The organism is Pseudarcicella hirudinis, assembly GCF_900115665.1.
Classification (GTDB): Bacteria; Bacteroidota; Bacteroidia; order Cytophagales; family Spirosomataceae; genus Pseudarcicella; species Pseudarcicella hirudinis.
Genome location: NZ_FOXH01000002.1, coordinates 637,028 through 657,161, shown reverse-complemented (window position 1 = coordinate 657,161; position 20,134 = coordinate 637,028). Strand labels below are relative to the sequence as shown.

Annotated in this window: 17 protein-coding genes and 1 tRNA gene; 12 read left to right on the top strand and 6 right to left on the bottom strand. The window is 38.1% G+C overall.

Translation table 11 applies throughout. The features are described from left to right. Positions 1-169: 169 nt before the first annotated feature. Positions 170-241: transfer RNA gene (locus tag BM179_RS05835), tRNA-Glu, on the bottom strand. A gap of 268 nt (positions 242-509) precedes the next feature. On the opposite strand from BM179_RS05835, the gene BM179_RS05830 reads away from it, so the two are divergent. Then, positions 510-2,096, top strand: a complete 1,587-nt coding sequence (locus BM179_RS05830) for a putative maltokinase (RefSeq protein WP_229632904.1) — start codon at positions 510-512, stop codon at positions 2,094-2,096. 68 nt (positions 2,097-2,164) lie between these two features. Here BM179_RS05830 and kbl read toward each other — a convergent pair whose 3' ends face one another. Further along, the gene (gene kbl, locus BM179_RS05825; RefSeq protein ID WP_092013594.1) at positions 2,165-3,355 is read right to left on the bottom strand and encodes a glycine C-acetyltransferase; all 1,191 of its coding nucleotides are present in this window, start codon (positions 3,353-3,355) and stop codon (positions 2,165-2,167) included. 57 nt (positions 3,356-3,412) lie between these two features. Beyond that, complete coding sequence (locus tag BM179_RS05820) at positions 3,413-4,369, bottom strand: NAD-dependent epimerase/dehydratase family protein (RefSeq protein WP_092013591.1); 957 nt, start codon at positions 4,367-4,369, stop codon at positions 3,413-3,415. A 203-nt stretch (positions 4,370-4,572) separates the two neighbouring features. Between BM179_RS05820 and BM179_RS05815 the strand changes: the two genes are divergently transcribed. From BM179_RS05815 to BM179_RS05800, 4 genes are all read left to right on the top strand, one after another. Beyond that, positions 4,573-5,034, top strand: a complete 462-nt coding sequence (locus BM179_RS05815) for an Lrp/AsnC family transcriptional regulator (RefSeq protein ID WP_092013588.1) — start codon at positions 4,573-4,575, stop codon at positions 5,032-5,034. Between the two features lie 219 nt (positions 5,035-5,253). Beyond that, a complete protein-coding gene (locus tag BM179_RS05810; RefSeq protein ID WP_092013585.1) occupies positions 5,254-5,865 on the top strand; it encodes a trimeric intracellular cation channel family protein in 612 nt (203 codons plus the stop codon). 143 nt (positions 5,866-6,008) lie between these two features. Continuing rightward, a complete protein-coding gene (glgB, locus tag BM179_RS05805) occupies positions 6,009-8,054 on the top strand; it encodes a 1,4-alpha-glucan branching protein GlgB (protein WP_092013581.1) in 2,046 nt (681 codons plus the stop codon). 1,047 nt (positions 8,055-9,101) lie between these two features. Continuing rightward, the gene (locus BM179_RS05800; protein WP_092013577.1) at positions 9,102-9,350 is read left to right on the top strand and encodes a hypothetical protein; all 249 of its coding nucleotides are present in this window, start codon (positions 9,102-9,104) and stop codon (positions 9,348-9,350) included. Positions 9,351-9,686: 336 nt separating this feature from the next. Here the strand turns inward: BM179_RS05800 and pyrF are convergent, their stop codons facing one another. Then, positions 9,687-10,529, bottom strand: a complete 843-nt coding sequence (gene pyrF / locus BM179_RS05795; RefSeq protein ID WP_092013572.1) for an orotidine-5'-phosphate decarboxylase — start codon at positions 10,527-10,529, stop codon at positions 9,687-9,689. 274 nt (positions 10,530-10,803) lie between these two features. Here pyrF and rfbC point away from each other — a divergent pair, with 274 nt between their 5' ends. From rfbC to BM179_RS05775, 4 genes are all read left to right on the top strand, one after another. After that, the gene (gene rfbC, locus BM179_RS05790; protein WP_092013569.1) at positions 10,804-11,334 is read left to right on the top strand and encodes a dTDP-4-dehydrorhamnose 3,5-epimerase; all 531 of its coding nucleotides are present in this window, start codon (positions 10,804-10,806) and stop codon (positions 11,332-11,334) included. 224 nt (positions 11,335-11,558) lie between these two features. Further along, the gene (locus BM179_RS05785) at positions 11,559-12,326 is read left to right on the top strand and encodes a tyrosine-protein phosphatase (RefSeq protein WP_092013566.1); all 768 of its coding nucleotides are present in this window, start codon (positions 11,559-11,561) and stop codon (positions 12,324-12,326) included. A gap of 226 nt (positions 12,327-12,552) precedes the next feature. Further along, the gene (gene pyrR, locus BM179_RS05780; RefSeq protein ID WP_092013565.1) at positions 12,553-13,092 is read left to right on the top strand and encodes a bifunctional pyr operon transcriptional regulator/uracil phosphoribosyltransferase PyrR; all 540 of its coding nucleotides are present in this window, start codon (positions 12,553-12,555) and stop codon (positions 13,090-13,092) included. 129 nt (positions 13,093-13,221) lie between these two features. Further along, positions 13,222-14,139, top strand: a complete 918-nt coding sequence (locus BM179_RS05775; RefSeq protein ID WP_092013563.1) for an aspartate carbamoyltransferase catalytic subunit — start codon at positions 13,222-13,224, stop codon at positions 14,137-14,139. 55 nt (positions 14,140-14,194) lie between these two features. On the opposite strand, the gene BM179_RS05770 is transcribed toward BM179_RS05775, so the two are convergent. Next, positions 14,195-15,331 carry a glucosaminidase domain-containing protein gene (locus BM179_RS05770; protein ID WP_092013561.1) on the bottom strand — a complete coding sequence of 379 codons (1,137 nt, stop codon included), beginning with the start codon at positions 15,329-15,331 and terminating at the stop codon, positions 14,195-14,197. 190 nt (positions 15,332-15,521) lie between these two features. Further along, positions 15,522-16,529, bottom strand: coding sequence for a glycosyltransferase family 9 protein (locus BM179_RS05765; protein WP_092013559.1), 1,008 nt, complete (start codon positions 16,527-16,529; stop codon positions 15,522-15,524). 189 nt (positions 16,530-16,718) lie between these two features. Here BM179_RS05765 and BM179_RS05760 point away from each other — a divergent pair, with 189 nt between their 5' ends. The 3 genes from BM179_RS05760 (at position 16,719) to mtgA (ending at position 20,084) form a co-directional block, all read left to right on the top strand. After that, the gene (locus tag BM179_RS05760; protein WP_092013555.1) at positions 16,719-17,954 is read left to right on the top strand and encodes a M16 family metallopeptidase; all 1,236 of its coding nucleotides are present in this window, start codon (positions 16,719-16,721) and stop codon (positions 17,952-17,954) included. A gap of 120 nt (positions 17,955-18,074) precedes the next feature. Then, positions 18,075-19,199 (top strand): radical SAM family heme chaperone HemW, encoded by a 1,125-nt coding sequence (hemW, locus tag BM179_RS05755; protein ID WP_092013552.1) that lies wholly within the window; start codon positions 18,075-18,077, stop codon positions 19,197-19,199. 87 nt (positions 19,200-19,286) lie between these two features. Beyond that, entirely contained in the window at positions 19,287-20,084 is a 798-nt protein-coding gene (gene mtgA / locus BM179_RS05750; RefSeq protein WP_092013549.1) for a monofunctional biosynthetic peptidoglycan transglycosylase, read from the top strand. Positions 20,085-20,134: the final 50 nt, after the last annotated feature.

The window sequence follows — 20,134 nt, the reverse complement described above, 5'->3', positions numbered from 1 at the left end:
CTTGTCGAAGTTAGAAATTTGAAAGCAATTCACAACCGGAAAGCTGAATGCCATACACTCCATAGACTTGTCGAAGACAGAAATTGAATCAATCGGAAAAATTAGAGATATCCATTGAAAAACAATAAGGCTCTGATTCTTAATAAATCAGAGCCTTAAATGTATTTTGTAGTCCGTACGGGAATCGAACCCGTGTTTCATCCGTGAAAGGGACGTGTCCTAACCCCTAGACGAACGGACCGTTAGAACTGAAGAACCTATCTTCGTTTTTCGTGGTGCAAAGGTATAGCTATTATTTTAAATAATAAAGCATAGGTTAAAAAATAGTTAAAGTTTTTTTGCAATAAAAATACAGCTGTTTGATTATCAATATTTTACAATTCATGTCTTTTTGAAAATATTTTCTTTTTTCTAAAAAGTCTTCATTTTTTGCATTTCTTTCTCCGAATTTTTATTTTCCGTTCTCAAAAGACAAAGACTTCTCCTTATATATATCATTAACCATTCCTATGAACGAAATTGCCATTAATCTGAATCCTAAACTTCCCTGGGAATCAATCCATGAAGATAAGGACTTTGTAAGATCGCTGGAAGAACTGATCCTCCCTCCTTACATTAATACCTGCCGCTGGTTTGCCGGTAAGGCCAGAAAACAAACGCTTTTTCAGATTACAAACATCCTTGAAATTCCGCTATCCGATTCTGTGGCCTTTCTTCTTATCGTTAAAGTTTCCTATGATTACGGAGAACCCGAAAGTTATCTGCTTCCTGTCTCCTTTATTGATGCCGCTTCTTCAAACGCCAGGGAGATTCTCCCGAAAGGCATTATTTCTATTGCCATTATCAACAAAAAAAGAGGACTGATTGTTGATGCTATTTATGATGAAAGATTTCAGCAGGCTCTTTTCAAAAACCTGGCTCATACCGAAGAAATTTTCCTGAAAAATGATAAAATCCTTTTTTCAAGAGGAAAAGGCCTGTCAGGAGAAGATATAAATGCACCGATCTCCTCAAGAGTACTTCCGGTAGATTCTTCTAATTCGGCCATGGTTTTCGGAGAAAAGTACTTTATGAAACTTTACCGGAAGTTGTTCGAAGAAACCAATCCTGAAGTAGATATGGTTTCATTTCTCACCGAAAATTCAGATTTTGCTTTTATTCCCGCTTTCGCCGGAAGTGTGGTTTGGAAACAAAAAGACGCTCCCGATATTACTTTGGGGATGATGCAAAGAATGGTGGAAAATCAGCAGGATAGCTGGACTGTTACCGGAACGTATGTGGATGCTTTTGTGGAGTCATTTACGGATCAGACTTTTGCCATAAAGGAAGACGTTTTTCAGCAGGTGGAATTACTGGCTCAAAGAACGGCAGAAATGCATCTGGCGCTATATTCTCCGGACTCTGAAGAAGGTTTCTCTCCTGAACCTTTTGATGAGGAATACCGTACCTTCCTTTATAAACGTTTAACCGACCTTTTGGATAAACGTTATAACATGCTGATAGACAGCTATACTTCTATCACAGATCCTGTTACACAAAAACTTGCCTGGGATTTTATGGAATCGCGGGAATTGATTGAAGAATTTGCCAGAGAAATTCTGCATAAAGACATTGAATCTCTCAGGGTAAGAATACATGGGGACTATCACCTCGGACAGGTGCTTGCTACAGGCAATGATTACATTATCATAGATTTTGAGGGGGAACCTGAAAGCTCGATCAGTGAACGAAAAATCAAACATTCTCCGCTCAAAGACGCTGCCGGAATGATCCGGAGCTACCATTATGCCATTTCATCGAAGATGTTCAATAGTGAGGAAACTAAGGAGCTGGATATAAAAAGGGTTCAGACGGCAGCTGACAGATGGTACAGACTTGTATTGATTACTTTCATGGAAAAATACCTTGATACGTTCGGGAAACCTCATCCTTTGTTTAAAAATAATAATGAAATCAATTTTCTGATGCTTATTTATTTACTGGAAAAAGCAGTTTATGAATTGGGATATGAAATCTGTTATCGTCCCGACTGGGTCAAAATCCCGCTTAAAGGCATCGTAAATGTTATCAGGGAAATAGAGAAGTTAAAAATGTAAATATTAACAAAAAAAAACTCCGTAAGAGCAAAAGCTTTTACGGAGTAAACCAATACGTCAAGTGAGATTTACTTAATCACACCCAATCTTTTACCAACTTTCGTGAAAGCAGCAACCGCTTTTTCAAGATGTTCCTGCTCATGTCCTGCCGAAACCTGTACTCTGATTCTGGCTTTATTTTGTGGTACAACCGGATAAAAGAATCCGATTACATAAATACCTTCTTCCAGCAGCTGTGCAGCAAATTCCTGTGCCAGATTTGCCTCATAAAGCATAATCGGTACAATCGGATGCTCTCCTGGCACTATATCAAATCCGGCTTCAGTCATGGCTTTTCTGAAATATGTGGTATTTCTTTCCAATTTGTCCCTCAAAGCCGTAGATGAACTTAACAGATCAAGCACTTTTATTGAAGCACCAACAATAGACGGAGCCAGGGTATTGGAAAACAAATAAGGTCTTGAACGCTGTCTTAATATGTCAACGATCTCTTTTCTTGCAGCCGTAAAACCACCGGAAGCTCCTCCCAGGGCTTTTCCATATGTTCCGGTAATAATATCAATTCTACCCATCACTTTTTTCAATTCATGCGTTCCTCTTCCTGTCGGGCCCATAAAACCACTCGCATGACATTCGTCAATCATTACCATGGCTTCATATTTATCGGCAAGATCACAGATTTCATCCAGGCGGGCAATTGTTCCATCCATAGAAAAAACGCCGTCAGTTACAATCAATTTACGACGACTTCCTGAAGCAGCCTTTAACTGCGCTTCAAGGTCCTCCATATTATTGTTTTTATATCTGAAACGTTTGGCTTTACACAAACGGATTCCATCAATTATAGAAGCATGGTTAAGTTCATCAGAGATTATGGCATCTTCTTCTCCTAAAATAGGCTCAAAAATTCCACCGTTGGCATCAAATGCAGCTGCATACAATATACAGTCTTCCATTCCCAAAAAAGCCGCAGTCTTTTGCTCCAGTTCTTTGTGAATATCCTGAGTTCCACAGATAAAACGAACCGAGGACATCCCGAAACCATGAGAATCAATTGCTTCATGAGCCGCTTCAATTACATACTTATTTGAAGATAATCCGAGGTAATTGTTGGCACAAAAATTCAGCACTTCTTTGCCATTATTGATCAGAATCTCGGCAGACTGCGGTGAAACAATTATTCTTTCATTTTTATACAGACCGGATTCCCTGATATTGGAAATCTCTTCCTGTAAGGCTTCTTTGATCTTTCCGTACATAAAATTTCTGTTTTTTGAATGGTAATCAATACTTATAATCCCTCCTTTTTGTAAGGATTAAGCGATGTGCAAATGATACTTTTCCGTCAACTTTTCAATCATAACCTTCGTCATGCTTTTCAAATCATAACTTGGTTTCCAGCCCCAGTCTTCTCTTGCGGCAGAATCGTCGATCGACTTAGGCCATGAATCAGCTATCGCCTGACGATAATCGGGCTTGTAAATCGTTTCAAAATGCGGGTAATATTCCTGAATAGAACGGGTAAGTTCTTCGGGTGTGAAACTGATCCCTGAAAGGTTATAAGCGCTTCTTACTTTTATTTTTTCAGCAGGAGCTTCCATCAATTCCAGCGTAGCTCTGATGGCATCATCCATGTAAATCATAGGCAGAAGTGTATCTTCTTTCAAAAAACAGGTGAATTCTTCTCCCAAAACTGCTTTATGATAAATCTCTACAGCGTAATCCGTAGTTCCTCCACCCGGCATCGACTGATAACTGATTACTCCGGGGTAACGTACCGAGCGGATATCCAGGTTATATCTTTTATGGTAATAACCTGCCCAGTTCTCTCCGGCCACTTTACTGATACCATAAACGGTAGTCGGGTCCAGAAAAGTCTCCTGAGGAGTCTGATAATGCGGTGCACTGTCTCCGAAGGCCGCAATAGAACTCGGGAAGAACACTTTGTCAAGCTGAAGTTCTCTGGATACTTCAAATACGTTAAAAAGTGTTTTCATATTCAAATCCCAGGCTCTCAAGGGATCCAATTCACCTTTGGCTGAAAGAACTGCGGCTAAATGATAAATCTGGGTGATATTATGCTTGTGAACCGTTTCGACCAAAGCCAAAACATTTGTAGCATCTAAAGTGACGAAAAGTCCTTTATCTTCTGCGGCAGGAAACAAATCGGATGCAACAACCTGATTATCACCATACATTTCCCGAAGTGAATCTACCAAAGCGGTGCCAATTTGTCCGTTGGCACCGATAACTAAAATTTTATCTTTTGGCATATTGTTGATGAAGTGTAAATTTGAGATTGTCAATTATTACCCTCCCTTAAAAAGTAATAATAACGGTACAAAGTTATAAACACCATTAATTCACACAATAACTTCCATAAAAATCCATAAAAATTCCCACAGGCAGATTATTTTACAATAATTTTTACTTTTATTGCATTTCAATTTTATTGTTAAACAGAAAAAATTACTCCATGGAAACTTTAGACGAAATCGACAAGACTATTTTGCGCATGTTGCAGCACGATGCAAAGGTTACTACCAAGGAAATTGCCAACCATCTCGGATTGACTATTTCCCCCGTATATGAACGCATAAGAAGGCTGGAAAGTGTCGGTTTTATCAAACAATATGTGGCCGTTCTTGATAAATCTCTCATCGATAAGCCAATCACTACTTTTTGTCAGGTTTCTATGCGATACCACAATGAAGCTTTCATTGAAAAGTTTGAACAGGAAGTTCAGGAGCTTGAAGAAGTTCAGGAATGCTATCATATGGGCGGACAAGTAGATTTTTTGTTAAAAATCAATATCCGAAGCCTCGATGAATACCATGATTTTGTCAAATACAAACTTTCTAAAATTGATAATATCGGTGTACTCAACAGTACTTTTGTCCTTAAGGAGATTAAACATACTATTGCTTATCATTTCTAGCATTTGCAACCACATAGGAACATAGGGCACATAGAAAATTTAAGTGTGTAGTTTCTGTTTTGAACCACATTGCCGCATTTGTAACCACGTAGGAACATAGGGCACATAGAAAATTTAAGTGCAATGTTTCTGAACCAAATAGCAGCATTTACAACCACATAGGAACATAGGGCACATAGATTTTTTTTAAGGCCCTGGTAAAACTAAAACAATCATTCAATGACCGTTCTCTCAGTTATCAATATTTGCGGAACGCTGGCTTTCACTATTTCGGGAGCTTATGCGGGTATGCAGAAAAGACTGGATCTATTTGGAATCATCGTTATCGCATTTGTTACCTCTATCGGAGGTGGTACAATCAGAGATGTACTGATTGGTACTAAACCTGTCAGATGGGTAATCGATACCCCTGTCATTTATCTCATTATTTTCGCTACGCTTCTTAGCGTTTTTGGGAAAAACTATATTAAAAAAATAGATAGCCCCCTGCTGCTGTTTGATGCATTAGGTTTGGGTTGTTTTTTCGTAACTGGCTATGAACAAGCTAGTCTGATGAGCCTTCCGGCAGCGACATGTGTCATAATCGGTACAATTACTGCCTGCTTTGGCGGAGTAATCAGAGATATTCTGCTTAATGAGATTCCGGTTTTATTCAGAAAAGAAATATATGCTACAGCCTGCATTCTTGGCGGGACGCTTCACTATGGATTAGGATTTTTTTCGGAATTACATGAATATGCCAAGGTAATCACCCTGCTTTTCATTTTTGCTGTCCGGATTTTGTCGATAAGAAATAACATTTCTTTACCAAAAATCAAGTTGGATAACTAAACCATTTCAAATCAATCCAAATAGCATTTTTACTGTCAAATGTTACCGAAACAGGATTTGTTTCTATCATCAGAATTTTTATCTTTACAGGATACTAATACTTATATTTCTAAGAAAAAAATCCAATAACCATCTTAAATATTATGGCGAAGACCTCCAAAGCTAACAGTCAATCCGAAGAACTTCAGCAGGAAGAAAAAGCTACAGCAAAACCCAAAACTACAAAAAAGAAAGGCAATGCTGACAACAAACAGGAGAATGAACCAATCAACGTAAACCCACCTCAATTGAAAAACGTAGAAGTATACAGCCGATTTACTGACTTTGATATCAACCTTTTCAAATCAGGAAAACATTTCAGACTTTATGAAAAACTGGGCTCCCATGTGGTTGAATATCTGGGCGTTACAGGAACATATTTTGCGGTATGGGCCCCGGCAGCCAAGTACGTATCTGTAATCGGGAATTTTAATTATTGGAACAGAGATTCTCATCCATTGTTTGTTCGCTGGGATGAATCCGGAATCTGGGAAGGCTTTATTCCGCATATCGGAAAAGGTGAAGCCTATAAGTTTTGCATAGGTACACAGGATGGAAGGCAATTGGAAAAAATCGACCCTTATGCCCATTATTTTGAAGAACCTCCTAAAACTGCTTCTATTGTCTGGGATAACTGGTATGAGTGGAACGATAAAGACTGGATGAAAAACCGATGGGAGAAAAATTCTTTATCTGCTCCAATGTCGGTTTATGAAGTTCATTTAGGATCCTGGCAAAAAACGCTTGACAACAATGTGCTTTCTTACGGAGAAATTGCTGAGCGTCTGGTAAATCATGTCAAACAGACCGGGTTTACCCACGTTGAGTTTATGCCGGTAATGGAACATCCTTACGCTCCTTCCTGGGGTTATCAGGTAACCGGTTTTTTTGCACCAAGCTCCCGCTTCGGCAATCCTCAGGATTTTATGTACCTGGTAGATGAATTACATAAAAATGGAATTGGTGTTATTTTAGACTGGGTACCATCGCATTTCCCTGGGGATGCACATGCCCTATTCGAATACGATGGCACACATTTATATGAGCATCCGGATATGCGTAAAGGCTATCATCCTGACTGGAAATCATATATTTTTAACTATGGAAGAAACGAGGTAAGAAGCTTCCTGATTTCCAATGCTCTTTACTGGCTGGATCGCTTCCACGCTGATGGTTTAAGGGTTGATGCTGTTGCTTCTATGCTTTATCTTGACTATTCCAGAAATGCTGGAGAATGGGAACCAAATGAATTTGGAGGTAATCATCACCTTGAAGCCATTTCTTTATTCCGCGAGCTTAATGAAGTATTATATTCAAATTTCCCTGATGTTCAGGCCATTGCTGAAGAGTCAACATCATTTACCGGGGTTTCCCGTCCGATTTATATGGGAGGTTTAGGCTTCGGACAGAAATGGATGATGGGATGGATGAATGATACCTTAAAATACTTTGAAAAAGATCCGATGTATCGAAAGTATCATCAGGATCAGATCACTTTTTCAACTGTTTATGCTTTCTCTGAAAATTTCATGCTCCCTCTTTCACATGATGAGGTAGTTTACGGCAAAAAATCCCTGGTCAGCAAAATGCCTGGAGATGAATGGCAGAGATTTGCTAATTTAAGATTACTGTTTTCTTATATGTTCACCCATCCGGGTTCGAAACTGATTTTTATGGGCTCAGAGTTTGGCCAGACTGCGGAATGGAATTACGCTCAAAGTCTTGACTGGCACTTACTTGAGTTTGCTCCTCACCAGGGAATGCAAAAATGTATCTCTGCCTTAAATGCTTTATACAAATCACAGCCAGCACTATACGACAAGCAATTCGCTCAGGAAGGTTTTGAGTGGATTGATACTTCCGACCGCAATAATTCAGTTTTGGTTTATTCAAGAAAGGGCAACGAACGTAAGAACCAGCTCATTGTAGTCCTTAATATGACTCCTGTTCCTCATTCAAATTACAGAGTAGGAGTACCTATGCAGGGTATATGGACAGAGATTTTCAATTCAGACAGTGAGGAGTTTTACGGAAGTGGAAAAACGAATAAAGACGCATTAATTGCCGAGGAAATTTCCTGGCAGGGCAAAGCTTATTCAATAGCCCTGACACTGCCGCCATTAGGTGCAGTGATACTGAAAGTAAAGTAAAAACAAAAACCCTAAGTCCGCCAACTTAGGGTTTTGTTTTTAATGGGTTAGGATTATTGAAAATCCTTATAGTTTGCTAGGTTTTGACCCCTTTGTAAAAACTTTAGATTTATTAATCTACCGCCATAGAAAAGAAATCTAAAGTTTTTCAGGAATCGGTTGATCAACATTAATTACCGCCATAATTACTGCTGATCTACATAACAAAGTTAAGATTGTCGCATTAAAAGGCAATAGAAGTGGCTTAGAATTTTTCCAAGAATTACATGAGCGTAAATTAGGCTTACACCAGTATTGTAAATTTGATGTTAAAATTCCCGAACAATGGTTTTCATTTTGTAAAAGAGCATGTTTAAAACATAAAAACGGCTATTCATCTATATTTAGGATTTCCAAACCTGTAAATCTGACCGAAATCAACATTTATTTATCCACAAAACTCCTTGTACTTTTCCAAGAACTCTTCTGCTAAATACATAATATATTTTCTTCTTTCATCATTTTTTCTGGATACTTGTAAATAATACCTAACCATTCAATAAGTACAAATACTCAAAAATGCAGAAATATGCTTCTATTTAGTCAGAAAAGGGATTTTTCAGAAAACTGAGTCTATTTTGTTTTTCGGTGGGCTTTAAAATAATAAAGACCCAAAGCAATTGCTTCGAGCCTTTACGCAATCCGCCTAAGTAGTTATCTTTTAAGCTGAAACCGCTTTAATATTCTGTGTATTTCTGAACATGTCATTTTCATCCGGAATTACAAAAATGGCAACTGGTTGGCGGACCAGTTGCCACAGCAGTGTATTTCAACTGCTCCACAAGATCACCTTTTGGCGGTTTTGTGTATTTTCGATTTTGGAAACACTTTTATATCCAAAGTAATCATTACCTCAATAAGGGGAGTTCAAATAGCCAGGAATCTGCGCCGGATGGTAAATAGAAGAAGTGGATTACAAAATGAAGTAAAATCTACCCATTTTTAGTCATTACTCTCATCTGGCGGAATGCAGTTTTGAACCAGAAGAGTTACTGCAAAAATTATGCCATGAATAAAAAAAATGTAGCGTTGCTTAACATTAATGCAATTATAACTCAGATAATTGTTGTCGGGGCATCACAATCAGGCAGAAAAACGATTATCAGGGATTTAAGAGAGATTATCCGGTTTCGCACAAGTTTCATGCCAGTTGTATTAAAGAAGACCTCAACGATACAACCAAAATATTCAGGTGCACCATTGAAGTCCATCTTTAAATTGTATCCGAAAAAGAATTTTACCGCCATAAATATCTAGTTCGTAACAAAGTTATTATTACCTAATAACCTCTCTTTATACGGATGAAATCCAAACGGGTCACTACTTTCATCTAAAATTTTTAAAATCTATCTCTGATAACCTTAATTTAAAACTTTTATGGAAAGAGGAACGGCTAAACCTGATCAAATCAAGGTGATAATTTTGTCGATAATCCTCCAGTGTCAGCTTCCAGGCACTCTGACGTCAGGGTTTCAGGATTCCGGCAGAAAATAAGGTTTTTTTGAAAAGGGTGTAAATAAAGATTCCGGAAAAACCTGTCTTTTCAAAAACAGAGCCTTCCGGAATCTTTGCGATAAAGCTGTTTATTCTATATTATTTCAGGTACATTGCCAAGTATTGAGCCATCTCAGTCTGCACTTTCAAGGCTTCTTCTTTCGCTTTTTGAGCAAAATCTTCTCCATTTGAAGCATAAATAATTGCCCTCGAAGAATTTACCAATAAACCGCAATGTTTATTCATACCAAATTCAGAAACTTCCTGAAGGCTTCCTCCCTGCGCTCCTACACCAGGCACCAATAAAAAATGCTCAGGTGCCAGTTCTCTGATTTTGGTAAGCGATTCAGCTTTTGTTGCTCCCACAACATACATCAGCTGTTCGGTATCAGCCCATTCCCGGGATTTTTTAATCACTTTCTCAAATAAAAATTCTTCCTTATTATCAGATCCTGCCAAAACGAGCTGCTGAAAATCTTTGCTTCCTGTATTTGAGGTTAAAGCCAGTAAAATCACCCATTTTCCGGGAAAATCAAGAAAAGGAGTTACTGAATCCTCTCCCATATATGGCGCAACTGTAACTGAGTCAAAATCAAGACCTGAATTTTCCTTATCGAAAAAAGCCCTGGCATATAATCCTGATGTATTTCCGATATCTCCTCTTTTTGCATCAGCAATTGTAAAACATTCTTTGGGGATATACTCGAGTGTTTTCTGCAAACTTATCCAGCCTTTAGCACCTAACGCCTCATAAAAAGCGATATTAGGTTTATAAGCCACTGCATATTGATGAGTTGCATCGATAATCTGGCGATTAAATTCAAAAACGGGATCTTCTCCTGCCAATAAATGTTCAGGGATTTTTTGGATATCAGTATCAAGACCAACACACAAATAAGATTTTTTTAATTGAATTTGTTCAAAAAGCTCTTGCTTCGTCATTTCGTTTCCCGGACAAGCTACCAGACTGGCAATCTTGGTTTGATTTTATTAAATATTAAAAAGATACTATCAGGTATTTTGGATTTTTTTCCGACCCGTTCCTCATTCTTTGTTTAAAAGCAAAAGATCTCCCAGAATTCCTTAATTCGATCGCAATTTCCGAAAATTCCCAGTAAAAAGCCATTCAATTTTTCATCATTTATACCAAATTCACTACTTTTGTACTAATCTTATTTGGTAAACCTTCATATTATCGAACCTGAATCTTTAAATAATGCAATTCAAAACAAATCACATCGAAGGACTTATCGAGTGCTTCCCAACTATTTTTGAAGACGATAGAGGTCTTTTTTACGAATCATACAACAAAATTAAATTTGGAGATAATGGGATCCCGTTTGATTTCGTTCAGGATAACTATTCCAAATCTAAAAAAGGGGTTGTAAGAGGTTTACATTTTCAGAATGCTCCGCACGCACAGGGTAAACTTGTACGTTGTATGACTGGCAAAGCACTTGATGTGGTAGTTGATCTTCGTAAAGATTCTGCAACCTTCGGTCAGTATGCTAAAGTCCTTCTGGATGCAGAAATCGGTAATATGCTTTATGTACCTGCTGGTTTTGCCCATGGCTTTTCGGCACTGGAAGATACTATTTTTGTATACAAATGTACTGACTTCTGGAATAAAGCAGCTGAGTCAGGAATTATCTGGAATGATCCGGATCTGAATATTGACTGGGAAGTCAGCAATCCGATTATTTCAGAAAAAGATGCGATCCTGCCGTTATTTAAGACTTTGTTATAAAAGATAAAAAGAGAGAGCCGCATAAATGTGGTTCTCTCTTTCATTTTCCCGGTAATCCACCGCATTTATCCCTCCTCTTCATGGCAGCTTCTGCTGCATAACAAATCAATCTTTTCTTCTTTGGCACTAATTAAAATATGCAAATGGCATGTTTTTTGTGGCTTCTCCAATAGGTCCGCCAACTGTATTTTTATGCTGAATAATAAAGTCAAATATAGTTAGCGATGCATTTCCCGTTTCTGAAAAATATTCTGCGTCAACCTCCTAAAGGTCAGGTTTCTTCCTTAAAAGTTGATGTTCACACCCATCTTCTGCCCAATATAGATGATGGCGCAAAAGATTTGGATGAAAGTCTTAAAATTATCTCAGAACTTTCTCAATTAGGTTTTCAGAAATTAATCCTGACACCCCATGTCATGGATCGCTATTATCCTAATTCTATTCATAAAATTCAACAGCGATTTAATATCCTTAAGGAAGCTGTTATCTTAAACCAGATTCCAATAACGCTTGACATTGCTGCTGAATATTATCTGGATGACGCTTTCCTCAGAGAGTTGATGAGTACCAATGAACTGCTTTACTTTTCAGGTGCTCAAAATAAAAAATACCTGCTATTTGAAACAGCACATGTCAAACTTCCGGTTTTCTTTTTTGAAGCGATCAGAATCATGATCGGAAAAGGTTTTATTCCGGTTTTAGCTCATCCGGAAAAGTATCCCTATCTCCATAAAAATGTTAAACTTCTTTTTGAGATGCATGCCAAAGGCGTGCTTTTTCAGGTCAATATCACTTCCTTTTCAGGAGAATCGCCAAAAGATATAAGAGAGTTTGCTGAATATTTGTCAAATACCATGTTGATTAGTTTTATGGGCACCGATTGCCATAGTCCCGGCAATTTGCCTGTTTTAAAAGAATCTATGCAAAAACAAAGTTTTCAATCGACTTTGAAAAAAGAATCTCTACTCAACAATTCATTGATTAACAAATAATCAGCATTTTATTCATTTCAACAGCCACTCATATATTCCCGGTTTCATCACTGATTTCGTCAGGATTTTATCCGGAACAAACGGTTTTAACCGGAGAATAACCCTAAAAATCTAAAGGAAAAACAGATGTTCTCTAAAAACGGTTTTCGGAAAATTCAGGCCTGAAATTAAAAATTATTCCAAAATCTGAAATCCGAAAGCCGAAATCTAATTATCTTTGCAACAAATGCAACGAAAACTCATCCTTGCCAGTCCTCTTTTAGAGATAACCATTAGTCGGTTGTGTCAGGAATTAATTGAAAATCATCAGGATTTTACTGATTCAGTTATCCTTGGCCTGCAACCAAGAGGTATATTATTTGCCGAGCGAATTCATCAGGAATTACTTAAAGCTACCGGAGTAAACATTCCACTTGGGCGTTTAGACGCAACTTTTTACCGTGACGACTATCGCAGGCGTGACCCTGTGTCACCGAATGCAACGAAAGTTCCCTTTCTGATTGAAGGGAAAAAAGTCATTTTAGTCGATGATGTTTTAGCAACCGGAAGGATGGTGCGTGCAGCACTTGATGCCATGACTGCTTTCGGGAGACCTGAAAAAGTAGAATTGTGCGTACTAATTGACAGAATTTATAGCCGTGATCTTCCTATAAATCCTGATTACATCGGAAAAAAGGTAAATACCCTTGAAACCGAAAAAGTATTGGTTGAGTGGAAAGAACAAGGTCACGATGAAGACAGAATTTGGTTAATTCCAGTTAAATAACACGATTCATTAGGGTCGTGTATTTTTTTACCCGAATACTCAGAATATTCTTTTTATAATTTACCTGAAAGTCGGCCGGCGGAGTACTCCGTCAATTCATGGCTAACCTTCATCATTCATAGATATTTTATGCTCAGTACCAGACATCTTTTAGGTATCAAAGACCTTACATTAGAAGACATTGAACTTATTATGAAAACAGCTCAGGAATTTAAGGATGTCCTGAACCGTCCGATTAAAAAAGTGCCTTCTCTTCGTGATGTAACCATTGCTAATGTATTTTTCGAGAATTCAACCCGGACAAGACTTTCTTTTGAACTGGCTGAGAAAAGATTATCTGCTGATACCATAAACTTTTCAGCCTCAGGAAGTTCTGTGAAAAAGGGAGAAACCTTGCTGGATACTGTAAATAATATTCTTGCTATGAAGGTTGACATGATTGTGATGCGTCATGCCAGTCCGGGAGCACCGCACTTTTTATCGAAACATATTAAAGCAAATATTGTCAATGCCGGAGACGGTACACATGAGCATCCGACACAGGCACTTCTTGATTCTTTCTCAATGCGGGAAAAATTAGGAGACCTGGCAGGCAAAAAAATCGCAATTATCGGAGACATTCTGCATTCAAGGGTAGCACTTTCCAACATTTTTGCCCTTCAGAAACAGGGAGCTGAAATTACACTTTGTGGTCCGACTACACTCATTCCCAGACATATTACCGAACTGGGCGTAAAAGTGTCTCATAACGTTAAGGAAACCTTGAAGTGGTGCGATGTCGCAAACGTTCTGAGAATACAGCTGGAACGCCAGCAGATTAAATATTTTCCTTCTCTGAGAGAATATTCTCTATACTTTGGAATCAGCAAACAAATGCTGGACGAGCTGGATAAAGAAATCGTATTAATGCACCCCGGTCCTATTAACCGTGGTGTAGAATTAACCTCGGATGCCGCAGATTCTCATCATTCCATCATCCTCGATCAGGTTGAAAACGGAGTTGCCGTAAGAATGGCAGTTTTATATCTGCTTGCCGCTCAAAACTAAATAAGCGGGGGAAATTCCCTCGCTTATTTAGTTTCTGACCAAAATTCTTTCTTTTTTAATCGTATTGGTTTAGTTTCCATTTATCTATTACTTTCATTACCCGGTCTGCATAATAAGCCCCTCCTTTGTGTGTATAGCCCCTTTTACCAATTGCATACAGAAAATCATATGCTGCTTCCTTTTTAGAAATTCCTGTGGAAATCTGATTTTTATAAACCTGAGCTATATCGCTATAATCTTTCTTCCATTGTCCTGTTTTATGCAAAAATATTTCTTCAACCAGGAAAAAAAGGCATTCTCTTCTGGATTTATAAACACGATACCAATTGTCCATTCTGTTTGATTCATCATAGATAAACTGCCCGTCTGCGGTTTTCCTGATGATTTTCAAAGTTCCGTCTTTCTCATCCGGCTGCCCTCTCAACTGATAAGCAATTCCGGTATTTCCTCCCCAATATTTTATGCCAAATATATTATTCGCATAAACGGCAGGTCTGCTAAAACCATAACCACTTTCTAAAGCCGCCATTCCCATAATTACACTGGCAGGAACAGTATATTTCTTTGAAAGTTCCATTGCATCGTCTTCAATATCCTCAAAAAACTCTGTAATTTCTTCAGCACCGGGATGTCCGATCGCCTTTGCATAAACATTTTCATTTCTGCCGTTAACCTGATCTTCTTCGGGCGTAGGAGGAAATTTCAAATTAGAATTGTTCAATAAAACAGGGTTTTTAAAAACAGGCTCAGAAATTGTAGATTTAGTAGAAGAGTACAAGGGAGGATTAATCGTTTCTGTTTTTAAGGAAGTCTTTTTATTGATTTCGCCTACCACAAGCTCTCCCAAAACAATGGCAACTGTATCATTCTGGGAATTTAAACCAATAAATCTCAGTTTTTTAACTCCGTTAAAATTAAACTTAAAACTCAATAAAGCTTTATTTTGCCCGATTTGAACAATCCCCAGACTATTTGAATTAGCCAGAACCCTTACTTTACTCACCTCTCCTTCCGAAGCAAAATGAAAAAGTATCTGTTCTCCTGTTTTAGCGACTTTTGGAAACTCCGCAATTAATCCGTTCCGATTGGAACGGCTCGCACTATTAAATGCAAAAACAATACATAGCAATAAAATTCCTGATCCCAAAAATGTTAGTTTAAATCGTTTGCTTATGTAAAAGAAGGGATTCATGATGAAATGTGTTAAGGTCTTGTCGATTCAATCTGTTTATCTGCTGGCGAATAGATCAATGAGAAAATTTCAAATCATTGATTTTCTCAATTTATCATTTTATTTCTACGAAAACAACCGTGATCGTAAAGAATATAACGTGATAACGCCTATAAATGTTTAACAAGAATCATGCCTTTATCACATCTACTTAGTAAACGGTCATATCTGTAGCCTCCTCAAGCACTTTCAATAACTGCGCAGTCCGGATATCAAATCCACAACGAAAATGACCTTCCGGACATTCTTTTTTTCCATGTAAGCCACATGGACGGCAATCAAGTTCTCCCTCAAATGCTACAATTCTTGCAAAATCAGACAGCGGACCAAAACCAAACCCGGGAATAGTGGAGCAATAAATGGCACAGACAGGAGCATTCATAGAAGAAGCCAGGTGCATAGGGGCAGAATCATTGACAAAGTTCAGAACAGCACCTTTCATCAAAGCAGATGATTCTAACAGAGAAAGTTTCCCGGATAAATTCACAACAGCCTCTTTTTCTTTCACCTGATTAATAATTCTTTCGCAGGCATCAAAATCAGTCGGTGCTCCCAGCAGGTAAATTTTATATTTTGCGCCAAGCGAATTAATCAGATTTACCCATTGACTTTCAGGAAATTGTTTCGTGAACCATACCGAAGTAGGTGCCATAACGAGATATGGCTTTTCCTGATAAATGGAAACTTTGCTGAAATCTGCGTTTGCGGGATATAGCTTAGGCCGAAAAACTTTGTCATCTGTAAAAAAACTGATGAGTCGTGTATTCCGGTTTACTTCATGAATCCCGGGTTCTATTTCATGTTTTACCTTTACAGAAAAAAAGGCAGAAAAAGGGTTCTTTTCAAAACCAATCGTTTCTTTTGCATTTGAAAGCATGGTAAAAAATCCCATTGTTCCAAATCTTTGAATACAGATTAATTTATCATAGCGGGTCTTTCTTACCTTTCCAAGTAAGCTCCACAGTGATTTATATTTCCTTTTTTTATCCCAGATTAACACTTCGTTCAAAAACGGATGGCCTTTAAAAAGTCCTTCATTCCCCTTCCTGACCAGATAATCTATCTGACAATCAGGCATCTGTGCATGAAGTTTTTCCAGCAAAGCTGTTGCCAGAATAGCATCTCCGATAAAGGCTGTTTGAATGACAAGAATACGCATGAAGCAGAATAAGTAAAGCAGGAATCCGTAGTTTGTACAACTAAGACTAATTATTTTGAATCTTTAGAGGATAAAATTAGTTAATTTTGTATTCACATTTTTAAAGTATAAAGATAATAGTCGATAAAAGCCAGTGTATTATATTGCTTTTCCGGTATCTCCCCGGATATTTCGACTGCATAGTTTAGCATGGAAGACATCCAGATCTATACCCTGCCTAACGGTATAAGAATCGTTCACAGACAGGTTTTACATACTCAGATTTCACACATCGGACTCATGCTTGACATGGGAAGCCGCGACGAAAAACCACACCAGCAAGGACTTGCTCATTTTTGGGAGCATATGGCTTTCAAGGGTACGTCCAAAAGAAGCAGTTTAAATATCATTAACCGGCTTGAAGTAGTTGGAGGTGAATTAAATGCTTATACCACAAAAGAGAAAATCTGTTTCCACGCCTCAATGCTGACTCCTCATTACGAGAGAGGACTGGAATTGCTGGCAGATATTACTTTCAATTCCATTTTTCCGGATAAACAGCTTGACAAAGAAAGAGGAGTTATTCTTGAAGAAATGTCTATGTATTATGATTCTCCGGAAGATGCTATTCAGGATGATTTTGATGAAATTGTCTTTGCAGACCATCAGTTGGGCAGGAACATTCTGGGAAACCAGGATAGTGTCAAAAACTTTAAAAGAGAGGATTTATTTGCTTTTATTGATGAAAACCTGGATACTGAAAGGATCATTTTCTCCTCAATCGGAAAAATGTCGTTCAAAGAAGTCATTAAATTAGCCGAGAAATATTTCAAAGATATTCCACATAAAAAATCTGATTTAAAAAGAGTGGCACCTACACTTTATTTACCTCAGAATGTGAAAGTAAATCGTGGCATTACACAGGCACACGTGGCAATCGGAAGACCTGCCTATTCGCTTATTCATGAAAAAAGATTACCATTTTTCATGCTGACAAACCTTCTGGGCGGACCTGGTATGAATTCAAGATTGAATCTGTCGGTGCGTGAAAAATATGGTTTGGTATATTCTATCGATGCAGGTTATACACCCTACATTGATACCGGTTTTCTGGGAATATATTTCGGGACAGAACCTAAACAACTCAATAAGGCACTTTCTCTGATTATGAAAGAGTTGAAGATTCTGAGAGAAACTGCTCTGACGACCACCCAGCTTCATAATACGAAAGAACAGCTGATGGGTCAGCTTGCCATGTCTGAAGAAGGAAATATGAGTTTTATGCTTATGATGGCAAAAAGCCTTTTAGATATCAACAGAATCGATTCTCTGGAAAGTATTTTCAGCCAGATTTCAGCCGTTTCCGCTGATCAGTTAAAAGACCTTGCCAATGAAATGTTTATTGAAGATCAATTAAGTACCCTGACATTTCTTCCCGAAAACTAAAGATTTCAGACAATGAAAACTAAACCTGTTTCTATGTGCCCTATGTTGCAACCACATAGGCACATAGGGCACATAGAGGGAGTCTCTTTTCTGATAATCTAAAACATTAAATCAAAAAATTTGCATTTATACATTCACATACCATTTTGCAAACAAGCCTGTCATTATTGCGACTTCCATTTTTCAACCAGTCTGAAAGCCAAAAAAGAGATTATTACTTCAATTTGTAATGAAATCAGGCTTCAGAAAGATTATCTGGCAGACAAGAATCTGGAAACGGTTTATTTTGGAGGAGGAACGCCTTCAATTTTAAATGAAGAAGACCTTGCCATGATTTTTGAAACGATTTCGCATCATTTTAACATCAAAAAAGATGCAGAAATTACCCTCGAAGCGAATCCTGATGATCTGACGAAAGAAAAACTTCAGTTATTCAAAAAATATCAGATAAACCGCCTGAGCATTGGAATTCAGTCTTTCAATGAAAACCACCTTAAAAGCCTCAACAGGGTCCACAACGCACACGAAGCTGAAAGTTGTGTAAAGTATTCTCAGGATCTTGGGATTGAAAATATAAGTATCGATCTGATTTACGCAATACCTGCACCGGATCACCTGATTTGGGAAGACGACTTAGCCAAAGCAACATCCTTGGGCATTAATCACATCTCAGCCTACAGCCTTACCATTGAGCCGCAAACCGTGTTTGGCAAGTGGTTAAAACAAGGTAAAATCCAGGCTATTGACGATGAATTCGCGGCCAGACAGTTTGAAATGCTGATTGATACACTTGCTGCAAAAGGTTACGAGCAGTATGAAATTTCAAACTTTGCTTCAGAAAGCCTTTATTCCCGGCATAATACCAGTTACTGGAAACAGGAAGAGTATTTAGGGGTAGGCCCGTCCGCTCATAGTTTTAACGGAAGCTCCCGCCAATACAATATTTCAAATAACGCTCTCTATGTAAAATCCATTTTCAGGAATGAGATCCCTGCGGAAGTTGAAATGCTGAGTATTGAGGATAAAGTTAATGAATACCTTCTTACCGGTCTCAGGACAAAATGGGGAGTTAATCTCAGTAAAATAGACTCTATTTCAGGTAAAAACTTTCAGGAAATCCAAAAAGAAACTTTGTCTGCATTCCGGGAGAGTAATTTTCTGCAAATCCATGAAGGAACGATCAAATTGACCTCCAAAGGCAAACTCTTTGCCGACAGAATCGCTTCAGATTTATTTTTAGTATAATTTTTGCACGTCTGAACAGCTGAAATTTGTACCTTTGAGGTTCTGAATTTCAATGACCGATTAAACTCCTGATTTTTCAATATTTTTATGGCTAAGAATACCTTTAGAACAATAATCCCGGAAGAAGAACCTGAAAAAAAGAATCCATCCGGCTGGTGGAAAAGCTTTTGGGAAGGCCGGAAAAGGTATGGTCTCCTGAGATTCATTCTTAGAAAATTCCTAAAAGGACTCCTCTATTTCTTTGGTATTACAATAACCTGGATCATCCTACTGAAGTTTATTCCGATCTGGTGGACTCCTACTATGCTGGACAGAAAATTTACAGCCATTGCTGAAGGAAGAGACTCAGAAATATATTCAGACTGGGAACCTTATGAAAATATTTCCAAGGAAGCTGCTTTAGCTGTTGTAGCCTCTGAAGACCAACTTTTCCCTGATCACCACGGATTCGACTTCGATGCGATGTGGGGTGCTTTCAGACATAATCTGAGAGGAAAACACATCAAAGGAGCCAGTACAATCTCTCAGCAGGTAGCTAAAAACGTGTTTCTTTGGCAAGGAAGAAGTTATATCAGAAAGGTATTGGAAGCGTATTTTACTTTTATGATTGAATTAATCTGGGGAAAAGAAAGAATTCTGGAAGTTTACCTGAATATCGCTGAAACAGGCAAGATGACTTTCGGAGTAGAGGCTGCCTCCTTAAGATATTATGGTCATTCTGCCAATTCCTTGTCCAGAGCCGAAGCTGCCAGAATTGCGGCAGTTTTACCAAATCCTATCCGTTTTTCAATCAAAAACCCTTCAGCATATGTGCAAAGAAGAAGCAACTTTATTATGCGTCAAATGCGGGGATTAGGAGGTAAAGCCTACATCGCTAATTTATAGAAAATAAGGAACGGGTCAGAATTTGTGAAATTCTGACCCGTTCCTTAATA

Excerpts from the sequence above, each read along its gene's own strand:
- BM179_RS05830 (WP_229632904.1), top strand. The coding sequence starts at position 510 with ATGAACGAAATTGCCATTAATCTGAATCCTAAACTTCCCTGGGAATCA.
- kbl (WP_092013594.1), bottom strand. The coding sequence starts at position 3,355 with ATGTACGGAAAGATCAAAGAAGCCTTACAGGAAGAGATTTCCAATATC.
- BM179_RS05820 (WP_092013591.1), bottom strand. The coding sequence starts at position 4,369 with ATGCCAAAAGATAAAATTTTAGTTATCGGTGCCAACGGACAAATTGGC.
- BM179_RS05815 (WP_092013588.1), top strand. The coding sequence starts at position 4,573 with ATGGAAACTTTAGACGAAATCGACAAGACTATTTTGCGCATGTTGCAG.
- BM179_RS05810 (WP_092013585.1), top strand. The coding sequence starts at position 5,254 with ATGACCGTTCTCTCAGTTATCAATATTTGCGGAACGCTGGCTTTCACT.
- glgB (WP_092013581.1), top strand. The coding sequence starts at position 6,009 with ATGGCGAAGACCTCCAAAGCTAACAGTCAATCCGAAGAACTTCAGCAG.
- BM179_RS05800 (WP_092013577.1), top strand. The coding sequence starts at position 9,102 with ATGAATAAAAAAAATGTAGCGTTGCTTAACATTAATGCAATTATAACT.
- pyrF (WP_092013572.1), bottom strand. The coding sequence starts at position 10,529 with ATGACGAAGCAAGAGCTTTTTGAACAAATTCAATTAAAAAAATCTTAT.
- rfbC (WP_092013569.1), top strand. The coding sequence starts at position 10,804 with ATGCAATTCAAAACAAATCACATCGAAGGACTTATCGAGTGCTTCCCA.
- BM179_RS05785 (WP_092013566.1), top strand. The coding sequence starts at position 11,559 with ATGCATTTCCCGTTTCTGAAAAATATTCTGCGTCAACCTCCTAAAGGT.
- pyrR (WP_092013565.1), top strand. The coding sequence starts at position 12,553 with ATGCAACGAAAACTCATCCTTGCCAGTCCTCTTTTAGAGATAACCATT.
- BM179_RS05775 (WP_092013563.1), top strand. The coding sequence starts at position 13,222 with ATGCTCAGTACCAGACATCTTTTAGGTATCAAAGACCTTACATTAGAA.
- BM179_RS05770 (WP_092013561.1), bottom strand. The coding sequence starts at position 15,331 with ATGAATCCCTTCTTTTACATAAGCAAACGATTTAAACTAACATTTTTG.
- BM179_RS05765 (WP_092013559.1), bottom strand. The coding sequence starts at position 16,529 with ATGCGTATTCTTGTCATTCAAACAGCCTTTATCGGAGATGCTATTCTG.
- BM179_RS05760 (WP_092013555.1), top strand. The coding sequence starts at position 16,719 with ATGGAAGACATCCAGATCTATACCCTGCCTAACGGTATAAGAATCGTT.
- mtgA (WP_092013549.1), top strand. The coding sequence starts at position 19,287 with ATGGCTAAGAATACCTTTAGAACAATAATCCCGGAAGAAGAACCTGAA.